At 59.7% G+C, this 21,852-nt stretch carries 7 protein-coding genes; 2 read left to right on the top strand and 5 right to left on the bottom strand.

From position 1 onward, the window contains the following. Positions 1-121 precede the first annotated feature (121 nt). The 5 genes from TBK1r_RS18060 to TBK1r_RS18080 all read right to left on the bottom strand — a co-directional run bounded on the left by TBK1r_RS18060 (position 122) and on the right by TBK1r_RS18080 (position 8,601). Complete coding sequence (locus TBK1r_RS18060) at positions 122-2,377, bottom strand: glutamine synthetase III family protein (protein WP_145213516.1); 2,256 nt, start codon at positions 2,375-2,377, stop codon at positions 122-124. Positions 2,378-2,865: 488 nt separating this feature from the next. Then, a complete protein-coding gene (locus TBK1r_RS18065; protein ID WP_145213519.1) occupies positions 2,866-4,842 on the bottom strand; it encodes a MutS family DNA mismatch repair protein in 1,977 nt (658 codons plus the stop codon). A gap of 18 nt (positions 4,843-4,860) precedes the next feature. Beyond that, entirely contained in the window at positions 4,861-6,495 is a 1,635-nt protein-coding gene (locus TBK1r_RS18070; RefSeq protein ID WP_145213522.1) for a hypothetical protein, read from the bottom strand. A 168-nt stretch (positions 6,496-6,663) separates the two neighbouring features. After that, the gene (locus TBK1r_RS18075; RefSeq protein WP_145213525.1) at positions 6,664-7,617 is read right to left on the bottom strand and encodes an EamA family transporter; all 954 of its coding nucleotides are present in this window, start codon (positions 7,615-7,617) and stop codon (positions 6,664-6,666) included. Between the two features lie 405 nt (positions 7,618-8,022). Beyond that, the gene (locus tag TBK1r_RS18080) at positions 8,023-8,601 is read right to left on the bottom strand and encodes a hypothetical protein (RefSeq protein ID WP_145213528.1); all 579 of its coding nucleotides are present in this window, start codon (positions 8,599-8,601) and stop codon (positions 8,023-8,025) included. Positions 8,602-8,988: 387 nt separating this feature from the next. Between TBK1r_RS18080 and TBK1r_RS18085 the strand changes: the two genes are divergently transcribed. Both TBK1r_RS18085 and TBK1r_RS18090 read left to right on the top strand, forming a co-directional pair. After that, positions 8,989-18,969, top strand: a complete 9,981-nt coding sequence (locus TBK1r_RS18085) for a S8 family serine peptidase (protein ID WP_419581487.1) — start codon at positions 8,989-8,991, stop codon at positions 18,967-18,969. A gap of 746 nt (positions 18,970-19,715) precedes the next feature. Then, positions 19,716-21,848 carry a glycosyltransferase family 2 protein gene (locus TBK1r_RS18090; protein WP_145213535.1) on the top strand — a complete coding sequence of 711 codons (2,133 nt, stop codon included), beginning with the start codon at positions 19,716-19,718 and terminating at the stop codon, positions 21,846-21,848. The last annotated feature ends 4 nt before the right edge of the window (positions 21,849-21,852 follow it).

Raw genomic sequence — 21,852 nt, forward strand, 5'->3', positions numbered from 1 at the left:
CCGCGCGAGCACGCTCGGCTGAAAGCCGTGTCCCAGGTCGGAGCTTGACAGGCCGACCGGATAGCGAATTGACCGTACCACACTACGGATGCTTCGCTATCCGGCGACCTTGCCAAGTGCATCATTTGATGAACAGCATTTCCTGGTAGGTCGGCAGCGGCCAGATGTCATCGGCCACGACTTCCTCCAGCTTGTCCACCGTTTCACGCAGGGCCAGCATCGACGGCAAGATCGCGTCGCAGCAGTGCCGGCACTCGTCGTCCGGCGTGGTGGCCGAGACGTCGTTGATCGCATGCTCGAGCGTTGCGATGCCTTCCTGCAAGGCCTTGACCAGCGCGGTCATCGAATCCAACGTGTCGGTGTCAAAGTCGTAGCCGACAGCTTTGAGGTTGGCACACGTCGATGCCAATTCGTTTTGATACCGAATCGCCGCCGGGAAAATCAGCGTGCGGGCGATCGACAGCGCCAGACTGGCTTCGACACTGACGGTCATGCAGTACTGTTCTTGGTACGTTTCCAAACGGCTTTCCAGTTCCCGCTCGGACAACACACCATACTTGGCGAACATCTCGATCGTCTCGGGCGTCGCCAATTGTGGCAGCGCGTCGGCCGTCGTTTTCAAATTCAACAGCCCACGTTTTTCGGCTTCCTTGTGCCACTCTTCGGAGTAGCCGTCGCCGTTGAAGATGATCGGCGAACACTCCGTGATGATCTCCGAGAGCAGCGTCTGGATGGCACCGTTGAGTCCATCGGGATTTTTCGCGATCGCTTCTTCCAGTTTGGTCGCACAGTAGTCGACCGAATCGGCAATGATCGTGTTCATCGCGACCAACGGGCCCGAAATCGATTGGTTCGATCCGACGGCACGGAACTCGAAACGGTTTCCGGTGAAGGCAAACGGGCTGGTCCGGTTTCGGTCGCCGGCGTCCTTGGGCAACGGCGGCAAGACATCGACGCCCACTTCCAACGTCCCCGACGGCAGCGAGCTGTTCGCGCCGCCGGCTTTGATCTGCTCAAACACATCGGTCAATTGATCCCCGAGGAAAATCGAGATGATCGCCGGAGGTGCTTCGTTGGCGCCCAGACGGTGGTCATTGCCGGCACTGGCGACGACGGCCCGAAGCAATCCCTGGTGCTTGTAGACGGCACGAATGATGGCCGCACAAAAGACCAAGAACTGGGCGTTGTCGTGCGGCGTGTCGCCCGGATCCAGCAGGTTTCCTTGCGAGGAACTGCCCAGCGACCAGTTGACATGCTTGCCCGAACCGTTGACACCCGCGAAGGGCTTTTCGTGCATCAAGCACGCCATGCCGTATTTCTCGGCCGTCTTACGCAACGTCAACATCATCAATTGCTGGTGATCCGCCGCGACGTTGGCCGATTCGAATACCGGTGCCACTTCGAACTGCCCCGGCGCGACTTCGTTGTGACGCGTCTTGACGGGAATCCCCAACTTAAACAGCTCGCGTTCGGCCTCGCACATGAACGCCAACACGCGTTCGGGAATCGCGCCGAAATAGTGGTCGTCGAACTCCTGTCCCTTGGGCGGCTTGGCCCCGAACAGTGTTCGGCCCGCATTGAGCAAGTCGGGGCGTGCGTAGTAAAAGTTGCGGTCGACGAGAAAGTATTCCTGTTCCGGACCGGCGGTCGATGCCACGAACGCGCCGTCCTCATGACCGAAAATGTTGAGGATCCGCTGCGCCTGCTTGTTGAGCGCCTGCATCGAACGCAACACCGGCGTCTTCTTGTCCAGAGCCTCGCCCGTCCACGAAACAAACGCCGTCGGAATGCACAACGTCGTCCCGTTGGGGTTCTCTAAAATGTAGGCCGGACTGGTGACGTCCCAAATCGTGTAGCCCCGGGCCTGGGACGTGACGCGAATCCCGCCGCTGGGGAAACTCGATCCGTCAGGTTCGCCTTGGCAAAGTTGCTTGCCGCTGAATTCGGAAAGGGTGCCGCCGTCGGAGGTCGGCGACAGAAAACTGTCGTGCTTCTCCGCGGTCGCGCCGGTCAACGGATAAAACACGTGGGCATAGTGCGTCGCGCCTTTTTCCATCGCCCAATCCTTGATCGCCGACGCCACGACGTCTGCGATTTCCGGATCCAGCTTCTCGCCCGAATCGATCGTGCGAATCAACGACTTGAAGACGCTCTTGGGCAAGCGGTCTTTCATCACCGACTTGGTGAAGACGTTGGCCGAATAATACTCTTGGGCAGGAACGTCAACGAACTCGATCGTTTGCGGGCTCGAGATTCGGTTGATGACCGCGGCCACCGCGGTTCGTCGCGGTGTCGATCCGCCGCTGCTCGTGCTGGAGCCGCCGGCGGCACCTTTGGATGAGTTGGTGTCAACGGGATTGGCAAATGCTGTGCTCATGAAAAATCCTGATCATCAGGCGCGGTGAAAAAGTGGGGAAATCGACCAATGGCCTTCCATGATTTCGAACGACGCAAGCTCCACAGAAGGTTCGCCTGAGTGCCTGACGAGCGATTCAACGTGATTCGATAAAGACGAGGGACGCAATTCATTTCCAGTCCCCCAGACCGTCAAGGCACGTCTCGTACCGAGGCGGTGCGCGATTCCGCCAGCTCCCCGGCTGGGGAACTCTGAAAGCCGTGCGGTAGCGGCTAAGGGTCTGGACCAGCCCCTAAAAAAGGACCTGCGACGCCGGCTGGAAGAACCGCGCCGACGGGTTGCGGAGAGAATAGGCGACCGCTGCTTGATTTCTGCGCCATCGCAGCGCCGCTTTCCCGGGCCCACTGGACCACCGACGGACGCCAGCCTGGCGCAACGATCGTGAAATGGGACACATCGGACTCATCAGTCGCATCAGTCCCATCCAGCGTTGGCCCCTTCGACCGAACCTAAGGCTGTTGCGATCCCAAGCCGACGATTTCCAACAACCGCAGCGCGTTGGTCGTGGGGCTGACGCCGGAATGCATCTGATAGTCGAACGTCATCTGCTCGTTGCCCGAAGCGTCCGGGGTGATCGTCTCGCGAAAGTGCACGATCTCCGACACCGCCTGCAACTCCGGTTCATCGGCAAGCTCCAAGTCGTGCGTGCTGATCGCTCCGATCGCGCCGCATTCGATCAGATGACGCAGGACCTGGGTGACGGCAATTTGGCGTTCGCGAGAATTGGTTCCCTGCAGGATCTCGTCGAGTAGAAACATCGAGACACAGCGTTTGTTGGATGCCATCGCCCGAGCCCGATCGACGACCCCTTTGAGCCGATGCAGCTCGGCCATGTAGAACGAAACACCTTCGGCCAGATTATCACGGACGCGGATGCTGGTTGCCAATTCGGTCGAAGGCAGACTCAGTGACGTCGCACACACCGGCGCGCCGGCGCCGGCCAAGGCGACGTTCAAACCGACGCTCCGCAGCATCGTGCTCTTGCCCGACATGTTGCTTCCGGTGACCAGCAACACCGTCCCGGCCGGCCCGACCGTGACGTCGTTGCAAACACGACTGTCATCCGGCAGCAACGGATGCCCCAGCGCGACGGATTGGAACACCGCCGATTGGATTTCATCGGCACCGGCGTCGGCCCAACGCGGAAAGACCCAATCGGGGTTCTCGTCGCAAACCGCCGCCAGCGACATCAGCGCCTCCAGTTCCCCGAACGCGTCAAACCAACGCGGCACCGATTGGGCATAGGTTTTCTGCCAGGCTTCCAGTTTCTGCAGGACTCGAATGTCCCACAAGGAGAGGGCCTGCAGCGGCAAATAAAGCAGGAACGTGGACGCGGACGATCGCAACGACCCGAGCGATGCGACGCGTGCCAGCGCGTTCATCCCCAGACGGGCTGATTGTTCCGGGTCATCCAACAGCACACGATGCAGATGGTCCAGCCGATCCCCCGGGGAGTGTTCGTCGGGCTGATCGTCCGCTTCACTTTCCAACCATTCGGCCGCGGAGAACAGTTCGCGATACTCATCGACCGACTGACGACTGGCCATGGCGATCGAAAAAATCTGATGCACCGGCCCCAGCATGACCGTGGTGATGACGACGTTGATCACGATCAACCCGATCGCCACCGCGAGCGCAATCTGTGCGACGACTGTGGGTACCACGCCGATCCGCGACGCGATCAGCACCAGGACGGAGACGATCGCCGCCAGGGCGGAGGCGTTCGCCCAAGTCGACAGCCAGCGGTTCTTGTCCAACCACGAATCGGATTGCGACCAACGGATGAATTCATCGGGGTCGCCGGTTCCCTCGCCGACATGTGCGGCCAGTGAATAAAAACGAAAACGCTCGTCTCTCCGCGGCGTCAACCGTTGGACCGCTGCACTGCGGCCCCGCGCGACCTCTGCGTCGGCGACCCCGGTCAACCAATTCGCCAACGTGCGCACTCCGATCGTCGTGCCGGCCATCGAAACGAATTGGAACAGCGAACTTTTGCCGAGCAGATCCAAATCATCGGCGACGTCTTTCTGGTGTTCTTCCAGCTGGACGGTTTTTAATTTCGCCCGTGTCGTTTTCCAATCCAATGCGTCCCAGTCCCGGCGGGTCCGCGCCAACAGCCGCTCGGTCACCTTGTTCGCCCGCGTCTGTTCGGCCATCGCGTCGCGAATCGGTTCGTTCAAGATCGCCGCGACCAGAAAGCCGGCCAACAAACCAAACCCGACGATCCAGCCCGGTGTCCCGAGATGGGCAAAGAACGTGAACGCGAGCACGGCCACCGCGGCGCCGAACAACGCCAAGCGGATCATCGCAAACAGGGAATCCCGTGAGCGGAGTGCTTTGAGCCGTTCCGCCGACGCCTGGAGCAGGCTTTGGTAGCGGTCCGCGGCGCGCTCTGCTGCCGCCTGGCTCTGTGGAGAATCAACCATGTTCGCTTCTTGCTCTTGCTAGACCGTCTGGATTCCGCCGGCAGTCCCTGATTGCCGCACCGCCTCGGATCGTCCCCGCTGGACGACCTTCAACGCAACCCGATCCTGTAAGTTCGGCCGAAAGATAGTCAGCAACAGCAGTGGCAGGAACCACGCGATGTACAACCCGCCGCCATAGCCATGCCAAAATTGAACCGCAACCATCACCGCGGCCGAACAACCGATCAGCGTGCCCAAGTTTTTCGGCGACGGCCAAGCGGCGAACAGCGTGCAAAGAATGCCAAAGGCGACGATCACCGGCAACCGCCAGCGAGGATCCCAGCCTAAGCCCCAAATCCCGCGGGGCTCCTTCGTCGGCAAAAACAACCCGAACATGCGACGCAGGTGGTCGACCAGCGAATCGGTGCCGCCGAAGGTCAACAGCATGACCAGGATCGCCAACGTCACGATCACGCCGATGGCAAACCGGCGGACGCCACGCTGCCAGTAAAAACTGCACCACAGCGGCAACAAGAACAACGGGTAATAGACCAAACCGGCCGCCAGCCCCAGAAAAATCCCGGCGAAAATCGGTCGGCGATAATTGAGCACCGCCCACAACAACAGTGCAGCCGGCAGCGCATGATCCACACGGCCGGTCATCTGCGCCGTGTAGGGCAGCATCAAATACAACAGTGAGCAACCGACGCCGCTGCGCAAGTTGCCGAAGTGGCGATTGCCGATCAACACCAGACCCACGATGATCGCCAAGTGCGCCGAGATCACCAGCACCTTGGCCAGAATCGTCCAGCTCCGCCTGCTCTGGTCCAACTCGTCCGCCGTGGGTTCCTCTTCGCCGCCAAGCGCCTGGCTGACCGGACGCGTTGTGATCGTCGGCAAGCGATGCATCAACGCATACCCCGGACCCAGCTCCGGACCCTGCCAGACGCTCATTCGCGGCGTGCTGGTGGCGACGTTGACCATCATGAAGATAAACAGGCAGATGCTGATGAAGTACAAACCGCCGACGGTCAGGTTGGGGTCCAGCAACGGACGCCGCACCATCAGCGGATCGATCATCAAGCGGATCAAAATCATCATCTCGACCGCGAACAGCATGATGAACCCGCTGCGTTGCAGTTGTTTGGCCGAAAGCTCGGCATCGGATTCGGTCTGGCCGGGGTCCAACGACGTCGCTTCCAACCGCTCATCGAGCGCATGCCGTTCTGTCTGCAACGGCAGGTTGGTTTCCTCATGGATCGTCGGCCGTACTTTGCCCGTTGGGCCCGCCGATTCCGAACCGGCCGTCTGCATGACAGGGGTCGTGACCAAGACCGAGGCCGAATCCGCAGTGAATGGACGATCGGCCGAATCGGAGGATTCCAGATCCCGCAAGGGCGACGGGACGATGTGCCGGGGACGGGCCGACTCGGTGTCCGGATCCGCTTGACCGCGCGTCGCAATCTCGCCCGATTCCATCTCCCGGAGATGCCGCCGGCGGCCCTCATGAACCATCAGCAACCCCGGCGCCAGCAAAATCAGCAGGACGATGTCCAGGTTGCGGACACTCCAGAACCGGTGAAAGACGAAGTACAACCCGATCGTCAGGAACGATGAAAGATAGACCCAGGTCGTCGGGTCCGGCCGCTTGTAATAAAGCAGAAACTCGCTCATGGGACGTTTGCGACGGTGTCCTACCGCCCGCCTCGGTCAAACCCGTTGGAAGAATCGCAGCAAAAGTCGTTCCAATACAATCGCCCTAGCATACGTGCCCCGGGCAGGCGTGAAAACCACTGTGAAAGACCACCGTGCCGGAAAATCCGCCATCGGATGCACTTGCACTCAACCGTGCCACGTCAGCAGCACCACGCCCAGCAAAATGACGGCGACACAGGCCGATTTGGCTCGGAAATTCGCCTCACTGAGCGCTTTTGCCCCAAATCCCAACGCGATCACCACGCTGCTGCGGCGGACGACCGAAACGACCGACACCAGCGCTTCGGGGTCAGAAAGTGCGACGAAATAAAACCAATCGGCCAGAATCAGCAGTGGGCTGACCAACGCAATGCTCCACCGCCACCGGAAGGGCTGCGACAGGCGTTCGCCGACGTCTGCCGTTGGACTCGGTGACCCCGCAGATCGTTTCGGTGCATCGAACCGGTACCACCAGATCGCCAGCGGCACCATCACCGGAACCAAATCGATCGTAAACCAAGCCTGCATCGTGACCGGATCAAACCCCGCGTGCTGCAGCAGCCATTTGTCATAGATCGAACTGCATGCCCCCAGCAACGTCGCCATCGTCATCATCGCGACCCAGCGATTGCGGGTGAACCGAATCCCCTCGCGCCGGCCGACTAAGGTGAATCGCCAAAATCCGATCAACACGATGACGATGCCCGTCCATTGCAGCGGCGTCGGACGTTCCCCGAAAAACAAGATCGCAATCACGATCGTCCAAAACGGGCTCGTGGCGCGAATCGGAGCAGCGATCGAAAGCGGCAAGTGCTTCAGCGCCGAAAACGCAAACGTCCACGACGCCCCCACCAGCACGCTTTTCGATGCGATCAATCCATGCTCGCGCCAACTCAGCGGACGAACGACGAACGAGTCAAACGGGATGGTCTGCCCCCCGAACGTCGACCACACCACCAGTGGCAAATACAGCACCGCACCGATCGAGACACTGACCAGCAACACGATCGGAACCGCATTGGCCTGGACCGACCACTTCTTCGCGGCGTCGTAGACCCCCAACAACACGGCCGAAACGATGCTCAATAAGATCCAATTCATGCGTGAGAGCATGAAGGTAAACCGCGGCGCTGAGAACCACCAGAATTGCAAGGCCGCCCCAAGATGCATTGTCCAAGCCCGTAGGTGATGCTGCGCATCACACACGCTCGGAGTGTTCCAACCAACCGCAACGGGCAACGCAGTGAAGCATTGTTAGCGGCAGGGCGCGAGCCCTCCGGTCCGTTAATGCGTTTTCAACGCCGAAACCGGACGGCTCGCGCCGTTCCGCTAACACGATTCGTATCACTGTACGGTGGCATAGGCCGCGAACCCTCCGGTCTTGTCGATCGAAAAAAAATAGCACGGTCGCTTTCACGACCGTGCTATCGGTAGATTTGCATCACGTTTCATCCGGTCGGCACGTGAAGTGCGCGACTTGATTTCAACGCAACCAGCAATCGGTGCTCAGTTGAGCATCTTGTTAACGACTTTCATGACACCGGCAACGTTGACCTTTTCGGCCGTGTTGAACTTGCGTGCCGCAACCACTTTGCTGTCGTTGGCCAAGACAACCGTGATGGCCGCCTTTTCGTCGATCTTGTAGTTACTCGGTCCGGTCACGTTGTCTTTGGCGATCACGACGGGAACGGAGGTGGCACCGGAAGTCTGTGCGACTTTGGCGGCGGTTTCCTTCAGTGCCGAGGCGTCTTCGCCCATCAACGTGACAAAGCCTTTCAGTTCGGCGTCTTCGTTCGCTTTGACGGCCGCATCAATTTCCTTGACCAATTCGTTGAGCTTGCCACCGGTGTCACGTGCGAACACCATCACCATCGGGCGTGAACCATACTTGCAGCGATAGCAAAGCTGCTCACCTTGTTCGACACCGTCATCCTCGGCACCGGCAACTTTGGTGACGTAGAACGCGCCGATCGAATCGCCGGCCTTCAAACCTTTCGCAGCTTTCTTCTTCGTCTGCTCCTCAGCCGAAACCACCGAGCAAACCAGCAAACCAAAGACAGCCAAAGGCAACATCAAACGAGACATACGTTGAATCTCCAACAGGAAGGGAGGCAAAAAAGGGGGGGACGTTTTCTCTTTCAGTGAGAGGGGTCCCTCGAGACCGCTCTCACGGAAATGGGCAGAGCATCTTACCATCCGCCAGCACGATCCGCATAATCGCCCCCCAAAATCAGAAAAAAAGTGGAGATTCGGGACAGGGGTCGATTGCAAGCACTTCGACGGCACGCCACAGCCGCAGAGTCTCCGCTCTTCTCTCTCACACGCGAAGTGTCAACTCCCGCGATCTTGAATCGGTCAACCGGCCCCATCGCGGATTTACTGACCGGTACAATCGACGCCTGTTCAGTTTTGTTCTTCTCCCACGGGCCGCTTCACGGACGAATGCCAGGTGTTTTGTCACGGCCAAGGCAAATGACTCGACCGATCCAGATCCGCTCTCGCTCGTCCATCCGTTCCTCTTCTCGACGACACCATCGGGCCGTCGCCGGTCGTCCCCTGCGGCTGGAAGCTTTGGAACGGCGCTGCCTGCTTGCCGCACAACTTTCCGTTGACACACCATCGGATCGTGACGGAGATTCCCCCGGGGCGGTGTGGACCGCGTTTGACGACAACGATGCGCCGCAACGCGATGCGCCGCAAAGCGATGTCGGCGAAATTCTCTGGGACGGCAACGTCGCCAAGGTCGTGCAAGGCCAATGGATTGTGCACCTGGACCGACCCGCGGCCCCACCAGATTCAGACGGGCAATCGACCGATCCGTCGGCCGACTCGCGATCGCACAATCCCTTTGACCTCTATGACACCCGCGGTGCCAGCGACCTGGCCCGCCGATTGCTCGCGCGGCGCAACCCGATACGGCGGATCGCGCAGACCGACAACACCGATCAATGGGTGTATGCGTTTGAAGACGTGATCATGACCAGGGCGATGCTGGACGCGTTTTCGCAGATTCCGGAAGTCCGCAGCGTCGAACCCGATTATGCCGTCGAACTTGATTTGACTCCCAACGACCCTTCGTTCCATTCACTGTGGGGATTGAACAACGGCTCCGACGTGGACATCGATGCCCCCGAAGCCTGGGAGTTGACGACCGGATCCGGCAGTCTGGTCGTCGGTGTCATCGATACCGGCGTCGATTACACGCACCCCGACCTTCGGAACAACATGTGGGTCAATCCGATCGAATGTCCGGCGGGCAATGGGACGTGCGTGGAAGACGGCATCGACAATGACAACAACGGCTATATCGATGACATCTATGGCTGGGACTTTTACAACGATGACAACGATCCGTTTGATGATCACAGCCATGGGACGCACGTCGCCGGGACAATTGCCGCGGTCGGCAATAACGCCGAAGGCGTCGTCGGGGTCAACTGGAACGCCAAAATCATGGCGCTCAAGTTTATCGGTCGCGGCGGAACGGGGCGGACGTCGGGGGCCGTCGAAGCGATTCAATACGCCAACATGATGAAACGCGACTACGGAGTCGACATCCAATTGACCAACAATTCCTGGGGCGGCGGCAGCTACTCGCAATCGCTGGACGATGCGATCGAAGCCAACCGCAGTCAAGGGATGTTGTTCGTCGCGGCGGCAGGGAATGATTCCGAGGACAACGATACAACGCCGCACTATCCGTCCAGCTACGACCATGACAACATCGTCGCGGTCGCATCGATCACCTCTTCGGGATCGCTTTCTTCATTTTCAAACACGGGACCGACCACGGTGGATGTGGGTGCCCCCGGCTCGAACATCTACAGTACCGTGCCGGGCGGCCAGTACGGCCGCAAGAGTGGAACGTCGATGGCCAGTCCACACGTTGCCGGTGTTGCCGCGTTGGCTTGGTCGACGGACAAGAATGCGAGTTACACCAAGGTTCGTGACGCCGTCCTTGGCGGTTCGGTCGCCTTGCCATCACTCGCCGGCCAGACTGTCACGGGAGGATTGGTCAATGCCTTGGCCGCTGTCGAGCGGATGGGGTTCTTCGCCACCGCCGCGTTTCCCACCGAGTCTCAATTGCTCGACGTCGCTCCCACTCAATTCACGATCGATTTTTCCGACGCGGTGAATCTGGCCAGCGTGAACGCGAGTGACTTGAGAGTCAATTCGATCCCGGCGGACAGCTTTTCGTTTGTCGATAACGATACCGTTGAATTTCATTTCAGCTCGACACCGGTGACCACCGAAGGCGCACAGACGCTTTCGATCACCGCCGGCACCGTGGCCCAGGCATCGAGCGGCGCGGGAGTGGCCGGATTGGACAATACGTTTTATTTCGATCCGACGCCGCTGCGTGTTGCAAGCACGACTCCCGATGCCGGCGGGCTGCTGTCGGTGTCCGCTCCGGCGCTGACGATCGACTTCACCGAGCCTTTCTCGCCCGGTTCGCTAACACATCAAGACATCGTGCTCAGCGACGGCCGTGTGGACGGCTACACGATCCTGGACAACGACACGGTCCGCTTTACCTTCGCCGAACTCCACAACGAATCCAACCTGTCCGTTTCGATTGCCCCCGGCGCGATCACCGACAGCGACGGTTTTCCCATCGAAGGATTCTCGCGGACCTACGTGCTGGATCTCAGTTCGATCGATCTCGCAGACCGCTTTAAAACAGTCGGAGCACCCGGAGTTGGTATCCAGGCCGCAACGGTTCCCGGGCTCTTTCATGACGCGGGTGACAGCGACGAATACTCGTTCGAGATGGAAGCCGGGCAGATTGCCGGCATCCGGGTGACGCCTCGAGCGGGCACCCCGCCGAATGCCAGTCACGCCAACTTGAGAGTCATCGACCCGAGCGGATCGCAAGTCGTGCTCGCCTCGGCCGCACCCGGCGAACCCACGCTGCTGTCAAGCTTTCGGGCCGCCAACGCGGGCACCTACCGTCTCTCCGTGGAGAACGCGGCGTCGACGGCCGGTCAATACGAATTGGAGGTCCGCGTGGGATCGGCCATCGAAACCGGCGACTCGGCGGCGTCCGGCGCGGGCGGCAATGACTCGCTGGCCAACGCGGAGTCAATCGAGTCAGCTTGGGTTGCCGGCCCATCGCACGATCAAGTGACTGTCAGTGGAAGTCTCGATGGCGGCTTGACGTCGGACTGGTACCGTTTGAGCCCTCCCGGCGGCTCGCAGGTTTCATTTCTGCTTCAATTGCCCGAAGAATCCGAAGCCTCGCTCTCATTGCACCGGAGTGACGGATCCACGGTCGCGACCGGCGTCCGCGACGGGGACGCGTTGCAAATCGACGCGGAGCAGTACACCGTCGGCCAAGATTGGTTTGTTCAGATTAACGGTGTCGGTCCAGCCGACTATGTGTTGTCGGCAATCGTCGACGCGAGTTTTGAACAGGACCAATCGGGCGCTGACCGCAACGGTTCGGTGGTGAACGCGCAAGCCTTTGGCAGCACCGATCGGATCATCGGACACGTCGGTGGAACGGGCTCGTCGGGCCCGGGAATCGGCATCCAATCGCAAGCGATCGACAGCTCACCAGTCACGGAACTGATCTCGCTTGATTCTGCTCCCGAGGGAGATCAAATCCGCGACGTCATCTACACGCCTGATGGCCTGCACTACTTGATCGCACACCCCTACAGCCACAACGTGTTGGTCTATGAATCGTCGACCGGTAACGTTGTCGCGGACATTGCGACCGGCCGCGCGGTTGATGTCGAAGTGACGCCCGACGGTGCGTATGCCTTGACCGCCAACACCGACAGCGGAACCGTCTCCGTCATCAACCTGGCCAACTTCACGAAGGTCGCCGACATTCCCCTCTCGGCCTCGTGGCCGTATCGCGTGCACGTCACATCCGACAGCGGTCAAGCGATCGTGGCCAGCGGCGACGACAAGTTCGCCGTCATCTCGCTCGCCACGATGCAGGAAACCCGCGCGTTTTCCGTCCCCGGCCACGGACAGATCTCCTGGCAAACAGGCTTTGAATCGGAACGCTTGTTGCGCCGCTACAGCGACTTCGTGATCTCGGGTGACGATCTCAAGATCGCGATTCCGGTCTTGATCGACGGTGACGGATCCGTAGACATCTACCAGCTCTCGACGGGGAACCGACTGGCGTCCATCGCGGTCCCCAACGGCAGGCCAACTCTGGCGATCAACTCCGATCGATCAAAGGTCTTTGCGACCAGTCGAAACGGCGTGACCGACAGCACCATCACCGATATTGATTTGTCGACAAACGTCAAGCTGCGCGACATCGCCGGTCCCGACCTGTGGGACGATGACACGTTGCTGACGCCTGACGATCAATACCTGGTGGCGGGGGGATTCAACGCGCTCGTTTTCATCGATTTGGCCGATGGGTCGGTCAGCAGTTCGATTGACCAAGGATCGACCAAAGCCTTTGCCTTGACCCACGACGGCCAATTCATTCTCTCGCGTCAAGTGATCGATGTCGCCACGCAAACGAAAGTGGGCAATCTGCCGACTTTCTTGTGGCATGAACTGGTCGCGACCAGTCCGACCGAATTGAAAGGGATCCAAGCGTCGACCTTTGCGGATGAAGATTACACGGTCATCGACCTCAGCGGATCGACACCCTCGGTGCTGGCCGATCGCACGGCCGGGGCGGCGGACGAAGGCGACACGGTGATGGGAATGCAGCTTTCGGCGGATCAGACCATCGCCGTCACCGCCAACTTGGATTCGAACAATCTATCCGTCATTGATTTGGTGACCAACACGGTCACCCGCTACATCGACCTCGGCTTTGAACCGAACAGCCTGGCGATCACGCCCGACGCGACCTATGCCGTGGCGGCATCATCCTACGAATCCAACAATCCCGTTGCGTTTGTCAACTTGGTCACCGGTGCCGTCGAGGCAACTTTGCCGGTCAGTACGCGACCGCGCGACGTTGCGATTTCGAGCGACGGCGCGAAGGCCTATGCCGTCTCGACCGGTTCGAACGACTCCGACGCGATCCATTTTTTTGACGTCAACGGTGCCGCGACACAGGCCACAAGCGTCTTGCCTGTGGGGAACACCGCGAACGGCACGACGTCCTCCTTCACGCGTTTGACGCTGTCTCCCGATGGCAGCATCTTGGCGGTTCCGGTTTCACGAGACGGCGAACTGGTGCTTGTCGATACGGCCGGTGAGACCGAGATCGCCAGGGTCCGCGCCGGTTCATTCCCGACCGAAGCCCTCTTCTCGCCGGACGGAAAAGTCGTCTACGTGCAGAGCGAGAACGGCGGTTCGGTGACATCGGTGTTGATCGATGGCGCCAACACGTCGATTCGCGGAACGGCGAACGGCTTAGAACGGAACGTCGCCATGACTCTCGATTCGTCGGGCGACTACCTGTACGTCGCCGGACGCGACACCAGCGCAATGGCGGTCTTGTACGTGGTCGACGCGTCATCGATGGATCTGGTCAAGACGATTGATCTGGGCGTCCAAGGGTCTCCCAGTCGACTCGTTCGGGTCGACGATTCGATCCAAGTGGTGATCTCGCCTTGGGGCTCTACCGATGTCCCCAACGGATTGCCCCAAGACGTTCTGGTTCGTGTCTTTGCCGATGGGCCGAATTCATCGCTCATCGACCAGACGACGCTCGGCGGACAATCCAGGTTGATCCGACACAGTGATTCACTTCGCAAGACGGTCGTCGCCTTGCATGATGTCGATGCGTTGCAACTCGTTGACTACTCGGGCGTCGATTATGGCGACGAAGATTATTTCCGCTTCCTCCCGCAAGTCGGCGACGAAGTGACAATCCATCTGCAGGTGCCTTGGACCGAACCGGGTTTGATCGACAACCCGTTGGATCTCGGGTTTGAAGTGCTCGGGCCGGGTGGATCATCGCTGGGCACGATTCTCCTGGACGCCAACGTCGAAGATCAATTTCGATTCACCGCAACGAGTGATGCCTCGCACACCGTGCGTGTGTTCGCGCGGAACTTCACGTCCGGCGAGTATCTGATTGATCTTTCAGGGGTCACCGAAGCAGACACGGGGATGGACTTCGGTGATGCCCCCGCTCCGTACCGAGTCCTGGATTCCCAAGGCGGCGCGAAGCACGTCGCGACCGGGCCTCGACTCGGTGCACGTCGGGACGGAGAGGCCGATGGGGTGCCGTCGGCGCAGGCCGATGCGGATGACTTGGCCGGCGAAGACGATGAAGACGGTGTCACGTTCGAAAACCTGCAAGCCGGATCGAATACGGCGTCCATCGTGGTCGACGCGCAAAACATCAGCGGACAAGCTTTCATCGACGCTTGGATCGACTTCGATCATGACGGTGTCTGGGCTGGAGCGTTTGAAAGGATCGCCGATTCGGTTCCGGTCACTCAGGGGATCCACACGATCGAGTTCATGGTGCCACCCTCGGCGGCGGGCAGCGACACTTACGCACGGGTCCGCATCAGTTCGACCGGCCAGTTGGCTCCCGGCGGCGAGGCGAGTGACGGAGAAGTCGAAGACTATCGCGTTGCCATCCTTCCGCCAGCCGCCTCGTCGACCGACTTCACTCGCGAGATCATCTTCGAAGATGCGAACGTCCGGGGTTCGCGACTTGCCGCAGTCGATCTGGACGGCGACGGTGACACGGACGTCGTCTTTCCCGACGGACCGTTTTCAAATTTGGTCTGGCTAGAGAATGACGGAACCGGCCAGTTCACATCCCGACAAATCAGCAGCGGCCTCTCCGCGACCCGAGTCGCCGTCGGTGACATCGACGGAGACGGACACGTCGATATCGTCGCTGCGTCACCCTTCTCGAACAAGGAAGTCGCGTGGTTTCGGAACGACGGCGCCCAGAATTTCCAAGAGATGACGATTGCCTCTGGAATCACTCAAGTGGAACAACTGGTGCTGGCAGATTCCGACCAAGACGGCGATTTGGACGTGTATCTGATGACGTACCGATCCGACGCGACCGTTTTACACTTTGAGAATCAGGGAGGCGTCTTCGTCGCGCAGACGCTGCTGACAAACGTCTCGGCTGCAAACATGGAAGTGATCGACGTTGACCGAGACGGCGACTTGGATATCGTTGCCGGCGATGACGGACTCAGCTGGTTCGAAAATACCGCCACCGGGTTCAATCAGGTCGTGCTTGACGCCGGTTTTTACTCCCAGGTACATGCGGTCGATCTAGACGGAGATCATGACATCGACATCGTTGCCAGTGAAGGTTCGGTGCTGAGACTGTTCCTCAACGATGACAACCAGGCGTTCAGCCAAGTGGTCATCGGTAACGTGTTTGCCCCGCGGGCGATCCGTAGCGGCGATCTCGATGGCGACGGCGACACGGACCTGGCCTTCGCTTCGCAAGGCGGCAGCCCCACCGCTCCCCACACGCATTTGTGGCTGGAAAACCAAGGCAATCAACAGTTCGTCCGACACTTGCTGGCCGAAAAACCGCTTGGCGGCAGCGACTTGATTCTTGTCGACTTTGATGGCGACGCCGATTTGGACATCGCATCGGATCGCTATCCCAACGGAATGCATTGGTTTGAAAACATCAACGGCATCGCGCCCCAATTACTTGCTCAGACACCGGCGGCAGGGACGGCCATGGTCGATCCGAGTGCGAACTTGGCGTTGACGTTTGACGGTGACGTTTCTAAGGGTGCCGGAGATATCCGCATTGTCTTGGCGAGCGACGACTCGGTCCTTGCGACAATCGATGTCAGTTCACCGTCGGTGACGATCAACGGCAACGTCGTCACGATCGATCCTCCACAGGACTTGCCGATCAATGCCGCCGTCTACGCCTTGGTCGAGCCGCGCGTGTTTCGAGACGGCGATGGCGACGCGTTCCAGGGCATCACCGACGAGCGTTGGACGTTCGAAACGGCCGACACCGGTGTCGATTTCGGTGACGCACCGGATACGGCCAGTGGCGTTGGCCCCGGCGATTATCAATCCGTCGCCGCCGACGGTGGCCCCTCCAACATCCTCACACCCGGACTGTACCTCGGCTACTTTGCCGACGGGGATGACGGGACGAACCAGAATGCCGTTGCGACGGCGGACGATCGCGATGCGGCTCGCGACGACGAAGACGGCGTGATGAGCCCTTGGGATTTGATACTGACGACCGGCGTCGCCCCTACCATTTCGGTGGTCGCGACGAATCTGACCGCCCAATCCGCCGAGTTGGTGGGCTGGATTGACTACAACCAAAACGGCCAGTTCGAACCGTCCGAGTCGGCGCAAGCCGTCGTCGGCATCGGTACGTTGCGGACACCGATCACGCTGACCTTTCCCGCCGTGCCGAGTTCACTGCAAAGTTCTACGGTGTTGAGATTGCGTTACGGTCATGACGTCAGTTCTGTCGGGCCCGTCGGCACGGGAACGGCGGGCGAGACGGAAGACCACCTTGTTTCCGTCCTGCAGCCCGGCCTGGGTTCGGGAGCGAACACCGTCGAAATTGCCGATCTGGTCGGCGGCGGTCCTGATCTGAGCCCCAATGACGCGTTCGGTTCATCGGTCGCGGCGATCGGCGATGTGGATGGCGACGGCATCCATGACATCGCGGTCGGTGCGATGCAAGACGACGGTTTTCAATCCGACGCCGGCGCGGTTTATGTGCTGCTATTGAACGCCGATGGCAGTGTCAAAACGCTGCAAAAGATCTTGCCCGACGGGGCGGGGACCGCGTTCTATCGCAACAATCGCTTCGGGATCGGTGTCGCACCGGCAGGAGACATCGATCATGACGGGGTGCCAGACCTGGCCGTTCTCTCCCTCTCGCACGGGGGCAGCGGGACGAGTTCCTTGAGCATCGTGTTGCTCAATGCGGACGGTTCGGTGAAGGATCACGACGATCCGCGACTGTATCTCAATTTCGAATCGATCTCCGTCGAGAAGCTTGCCGCGATCGGGGACCTCAACGGCGATGGGCTGCCTGATTTCGCCGTCTCGGATGGCGATCTCAGTGTCACCGGTTCGCGCATCGGAGGCGTCCACATCGTTTGGGGCACCGTGAATGGGTCTGGTCTTCGCTCTCAATTGATCACCAACACGATCGGCAACGGGCCTGCCTACACGCCGGCCGACCGATTCGGCTCGTCGGTCACGGCAATTGGAGACATTGACGGCGACGGCATCATCGATCTGGCAGTCGGCGCCGAGGGCGACTCCACCTCGCATGCTTCCGGCGGCGCCGTCTACGTGTTGCGGATGAACATGGACGGAACGGTGAAAACCCACCACAAGATCAGTGAGTTGGATCTCCAATCACCTGTCCTGAAAGACTCCAGCAACTTCGGCTCGTCGATCGCGGCGATCGGAGACCGAGACGGCGACGGCGTCAACGACTTACTGGTCGGCGCCGCGCGTCACTCATTCAGCGGGGCTGCAAACGTGGGGGCCGCGTTCGTCGTCTTTCTCAATTCCGATGGAACCGTCAAGGGTTACACGGCGATCGGAGACGAAGCCGGCCACCCAGAATTCGCCACGCTCGAGTCGCTTGCGGCGATCGGGGACATCAACGGTGATGGGCAAATGGACTTGGCGTTTGGAAACCGTCGCGCCGGCGCCGACAATGAAGGCTCGGTCAGTCTCATGTTTCTCGATGCGATCGCCGCCCCCACCGACATTCTCCTCTCCGTCGATTCGGTGGTGGAATCGGTCGACACCTCGCCAATGGATGTCTTGCTGGGAACGCTGCAGACATTGGATCTGTCACCCAATGACACGCACGTCTATGAATTGGTCCCTGGTGAAGGAGATCGTCACAACGCGATGTTCCGCGTCGTCGGCGCCGAACTCTACCTGCGTCAGCACGCATTGATCGACTATACGTTGGACGACGTGCTGTCGTTGCGAATCAGAGTCACCGATTCGACCGATCAAAGCTTAGAAAAGTCGTTTGATATCCAGGTCTTGAACGTACCCGAGGTGATCAACGTCGACGTCAATGAAGGCCAGATGTCGCGTTCGCACCTGACATCGCTGCGTGTCACGTTCGACGGAATCCTGGCCGAACCGAACTTGGCCTCGGCGTTTCAGATTCACAACCGAGACCCGCTCAAGGCCGATCCGCAAACCAGCTTTTCTGTTGATCATTCGTCGGGGCGAACCATCGTAACGTTCGGATTCCTGTCGCAGTTGGTTGACAACGGGAACTATCAGATGGCAATCAACGGCAGCCAGGTTCGTTCCGACGTGGGGATTGTCATGGACGACGATTTTGCCTTCGGTGAATCGGCGACGGATCGATTCTTCCGGCTGTATGGTGATTCCGACGGCGACCGTGACGTCGACGGGCAAGACTACGGCCGGTTCGGCCGGAGCTTTCTCAGGGGCCTCGGAGACCCGGACTACAACCCGCAATTCGACTCCGACTTGGACGGCGACGTCGACGGACAAGACTACGGCCGCTTTGGGCTGAACTTCTTGAAACGGTTGCCTTTCTAGTACGGGTGTCGATCACCTGTAGCACGGCCACAAGTGTTGGTGTCTAGCCTTCAGGCGATTCCCGGTCGCTGCTCCGCAGCGAGACGGGGCGGCTGAAGCCTGCACACCAGCGCACGTTGGTGTCTAGCCTTCAGGCGATTCTCGGTCGCTGCTCCGCAGCGAGACGGGGCGGCTGAAGCCTGCACACCAGCGCAGGTTGGTGTTTAGCCTTCAGGCGATTCCCGGTCGCTGCTCCGCAGCGAGACGGGGCGGCTGAAGCCTGCACACCAGCACACGTTGGTGTTTAGCCTTCAGGCGATTCCCGGTCGCTGCTCCGCAGCGAGACGTGGCGGCTAAAGCCTGCACACCAGCGCACGTTGGTGTCTAGCCTTCAGGCGATTCTCGGTCGCTGCTCCGCAGCGAGACGGGGCGGCTGAAGCCTGCACACCAGCACACGTTGGTGTTTAGCCTTCAGGCGATTCCCGGTCGCTGCTCCGCAGCGACAATGGGCGGCTGAAGCCTGCACACCAGCACACGTTGGTGTCTAGCCTTCAGGCGATTCTCGGTCGCTGCTCCGCAGCGACAATGGGCGGCTGAAGCCTGCACACCAGCGCTGGTGCCCGTGCCATTGCGACCCGCCCCCTTTTCCGGGGCTGCTTCGATCGGTCTATGGGGGCAACCTGAATGTCCGTACAATTCGGCTTTCAAGCTGCAACCCAGAGCTGCACTCACCTGCAATCGATCGCCAAGCGTAAAGGAATCTGCCGATGGGGCATTCGCAACGACTCTCCGTTATCGTGCCAACCCACGGTCGAGTGGACCTGTTTTCCAAATCGCTCGCCTCGATCGAGGCTCAAACCTGTGACGACTTTGAGCTGATCGTCACCGACGACTCGACGAAACCGGAGGATCAGCAGGCGATTGAAGCTGCCGTCGGCCAGTACCGCGATCGGACCGGCCGCACCGCCGAGTACGTGTTTAGCTCACCGCGTCTCGGTCAGGCAGCCAACACCAACCAGGGGATGTTCGCGGCCACCCGCTCGGTGCTGCGAATTCTGCACAGCGACGACCTGGTGCGGCCGGGATGTTTTCAGTGGGAAATCGACCAATTTGAACGGTTTCCCGAGATCAGTCTGCTATTCCAGGACTGTCTGCCGTTCCACGAGGAAGACGAAATCCGCTGGAACGATTCGCCGACCCTGCGACTGGTCGAACCGGCCGACTACTTTCGCCAGTTCCTCTCGATCAGCACGGCGTTGCCCTCGGGGATGTTGTTCACCAAGGAGGCGCTCGACAGCGTCGGCGGGATGCGTGAAGACTGGAGTTTCCTGTGCGATTGGGAATTCTTTGCCAATCTCCTGTTGCGATCCGTTCGGCAACGCCAATTCGCCGGTTACGCCACCGCCGGAAACTACGCGTGGCGTTTACACGAAGATTCGACGACGACGACGAAATGGCGGCAGCACTACAGCGAACACGCCGACCTGATGAAGCAGTGGCGGGAATCTCTGAGTGAAAACGACGTCGACCTGTTCGTCAGCAAAGCCGATTTCGACAACTTCCTGTTGCGTGGCGACTTGTATCGAAACAAACGACTGATTCAAGACGTGTCCCAAATTTCCAGTGCAGACTTTCGAGCGTCGCTGTCCTGGTTCCGCTCCAATCTCACCGCGTCCCTGCAACGCAAGATTCTTCGCAAGGCCGCTCCCAAGGTCTTGAAGCGACAGATCCGGGCAACCCTGGGCACCACCAAGCTCAAAGCGAGCGGCGCGTCAAACGCGTCGTCACCGACCGAGCAGGACGTGATCACCAGCGACTGGGTTCCAGATCTCGTCATCACCGCACTGCACGGCGAACCGGATTCCGCCCCCTGCCGGACCAATATCGTCGTCCCCTACGACAATTCGATCAACCTTTGGCCGATGCGGGAAAACATTGCCGCCGCCAAAAAAATCCGGATCACCAATCCCAACCTGAACCGTTTCTATCTGCTGACGGTTTCGGAGTGCTTGAAGTACATCCAGCCCGACGCCGAAATCGAATTCGTTTTTCACGACAACCAGCATTTGACTTGGTTCGGGTTAAAAGCCGTCATCAACCAGGTCGCCGCCGGGCGATTCGAACTGACCTACCAAAGCCAGAACCCACGCGAAGGCACGGAGAAGGGTTTTTCCAAATGGAGTCTCCGCTATCGCTGTCTGCGAGCAGACGCCCCCTGGCATACCGAACCGATGACGGGGCTGACGATCGGCGTGTTGACGCTCGGTGATCGGATGGAAGAGCTGAACGAATTGGTCGACACCGCACGGAAGCATTGTGACGTTCCCTACGAAATCGTGTTGATCGCGCCACACAAGATCGAAGCCTTTGACGGGCACGACGACGTGCGGCAAATCCAATTCAGCGAGCGTGACGATCTGGGCTGGATCACACGCAAGAAGAATTTGATTTGCCAAGACGCCGCGTACAGCGACATTGTCGTCTGTCACGACCGCTTCGCCTTCACCGAGTCGTTCTTCGCCGCCTTCCGCAGCTGGGGCTGGGCCTATGGCATTGCCGCGGTTCGTCTACAGTTACCCGACGGGAAACGCGCCCTCGACTGGGGTGTCGTCCGCGGCGACAACCACAGCTGGTGCCAGGGCGGATTGCTGAACTACCGGGATTATTCGCGATTCAGTTATGTCCCCGGCGGCGTGACGTTGATCCGCAAATCGTTCTGGCAACAGTTTCCCTGGTGCGAAGACCTGTACTGGAATGAACACGAAGACGTTGAACTGTGTCGGCGCATCCAACGCGCCGGCACCAGAATCAGCTTCTTCCCCGGCTTGATGATCACCTCACGCGATCGCTGGGTCGACGAAAATCCGCTGATCGATTTTTCCGATCAACAGGATCTTTGACGAC

Source organism: Stieleria magnilauensis, assembly GCA_007753675.1.
GTDB lineage: Bacteria > Planctomycetota > Planctomycetia > Pirellulales > Pirellulaceae > Stieleria > Stieleria magnilauensis.

Excerpts from the sequence above, each read along its gene's own strand:
- TBK1r_RS18070 (WP_145213522.1), bottom strand. The coding sequence starts at position 6,495 with ATGAGCGAGTTTCTGCTTTATTACAAGCGGCCGGACCCGACGACCTGG.
- TBK1r_RS18090 (WP_145213535.1), top strand. The coding sequence starts at position 19,716 with ATGGGGCATTCGCAACGACTCTCCGTTATCGTGCCAACCCACGGTCGA.
- TBK1r_RS18075 (WP_145213525.1), bottom strand. The coding sequence starts at position 7,617 with ATGAATTGGATCTTATTGAGCATCGTTTCGGCCGTGTTGTTGGGGGTC.
- TBK1r_RS18065 (WP_145213519.1), bottom strand. The coding sequence starts at position 4,842 with ATGGTTGATTCTCCACAGAGCCAGGCGGCAGCAGAGCGCGCCGCGGAC.
- TBK1r_RS18085 (WP_419581487.1), top strand. The coding sequence starts at position 8,989 with ATGACTCGACCGATCCAGATCCGCTCTCGCTCGTCCATCCGTTCCTCT.
- TBK1r_RS18080 (WP_145213528.1), bottom strand. The coding sequence starts at position 8,601 with ATGTCTCGTTTGATGTTGCCTTTGGCTGTCTTTGGTTTGCTGGTTTGC.
- TBK1r_RS18060 (WP_145213516.1), bottom strand. The coding sequence starts at position 2,377 with ATGAGCACAGCATTTGCCAATCCCGTTGACACCAACTCATCCAAAGGT.